The sequence below is a fragment of the Coleofasciculus chthonoplastes PCC 7420 genome (assembly GCF_000155555.1).
Lineage (GTDB): Bacteria > Cyanobacteriota > Cyanobacteriia > Cyanobacteriales > Coleofasciculaceae > Coleofasciculus > Coleofasciculus chthonoplastes_A.
The window spans coordinates 118,116-119,815 of record NZ_DS989869.1; the positions used below are offsets into that span (position 1 = coordinate 118,116).

Annotated in this window: 1 protein-coding gene and 1 pseudogene; both read right to left on the reverse strand. The window is 46.2% G+C overall.

Annotated features, from left to right (window positions below):
* A pseudogene (locus tag MC7420_RS29770) lies at window positions 1-750 on the reverse strand (IS1634 family transposase); the annotation flags it as partial.
* A 173-nt stretch (window positions 751-923) separates the two neighbouring features.
* Window positions 924-1,700, reverse strand: a 777-nt coding sequence (locus tag MC7420_RS29775) for an ATP-binding protein (protein ID WP_006105240.1), incomplete at its 5' end; no start/stop codon positions are given.

Below are 1,700 nucleotides of genomic sequence, written 5' to 3' on the forward strand. Positions count from 1 at the left end.
TTATTTTCTTTAATCCAAACCGAGTGCGGACTTTTCTATCTGTTGGGTTAATGTACTAGGGGTCGGCTGTATTCCTTCAAACACCTCTACAGAAATGGGACATCCTTGGGCATTACATAATAATCCAAATACTATTTGCAATTTTCCTTTTTTCTTGTCTCTATTATATCCGAATTGTGCCAAAGGACAAGTCTTTCCTTCAAAATATGTTGAACTGACATCATAGAGGACTAATGTTCCTTCTACCAGATGGATAGCTGCCAAACTCTTTTCTATCTCCTCTTGCCGAGACAAGAGCCAGTCCATGGCTAAATAGAGTTCGTCTTCATCCGTCCCAGACAATCCCAATCGTTCTCCTAGACTGGATAGTTTAGTTGCCTCTTGTAATCCTCTGGCTGTGGCTAATTTCGACTTAGGGGCAATAATCCGCGCCGCTATCATCGATAGCACTAATCGTCGGTTACGTGTGTTTTCACCGCTGATAATCGAGTCTAATCCGATTTTTTTTATTGTTCCTAGCACAGCGGCAACGTGACCGTGAGGGCGAGAACGGACTATGTTAAACGCTTCTTCGATGTCTTCAATGGCTTTGCCTCCTTTGAGAAGGATTTTTAAGCCGTCTACGGCTTCATCCGGCAATTTAGACAGGTTCGCTAGGGTACGTTTCCGCACTTTCTTGCCTTCGCGATAGGACTCACGAAGTAATACGGCGGGTGGGGAATTTCGGTTCGGAACACGTTCTATGTACATGACTACAATTATCTCACAGATTTTTCCCCAAGACTATTAAGAAAATCTTAAATATACATGGGTACGAATTGAGGGGGCTAAATTGCTAAAATGCTTATGCAGTAGGAGTTCAGTCCCCTATAGTACATCTGGACGGGGGGAACTTCAGTTTAAATGTCAAACCGCTTATGTACTCAACTCTCCACAATCCAATCGACCCGATGGGCTTCAGTAATATCTGGAACCTCCAAGCGATCGCGCATTCGTTGCATCACCGTTTCCGGCACTTTGGCAGCGCGAGAACGATTGCGCCGCAGCAATTCTTCCCAAGCGACTTCCAGGTAGACAATGCGAATCCGTGCATGGTAGGCAGAAAATAGATTAATGAGGGACGAACGCAGTTGGCGAGAGAGATTGGTCGCATTCCAAACAAAGGATTTTTCGGCTCTCATGTAGTCTTTCGCGATCGCTCTTGCTCGCTCCACTACAGCAGTTTGGTTATCTGTAGGAGAGATGTTCATCGCTTGTCGCAGTTCATCTAGGGAGATTACCGTCCAATCGGGAAGGTTCTCCTGAATCCAAGAGTCTTTGCCAGCACCCGGTAAACCTGACATCAAGACAACCTCGAAGCGAGTGTCATCAAAAGCAGCATAATTGGGATCGCGATCGTCTTTTTGGAAATAGACAAATCGACTATGAGCTGAGGGGAACGGTTTTGGATAAGATAAGCAATTATTCTCTTGACAATATTCCCGAAAGAACTGAACCCGCTCCAGCAGTTCTAGCTGATCGTCACACACGCGACCCCGAATATCCGCTTCTGCCAACAGTGCCAGAAGGTCGCAGCGAACCAGTTGACTGGCTTTAATTACGGCACGTTGGGGGTTGGGTTTGTCCCAAAACCAGAGGGGAAGACTGCCATACTGCACCAGTGAGACAATCGCCTCCCGTTGATGAAAGGGTACGTGAGC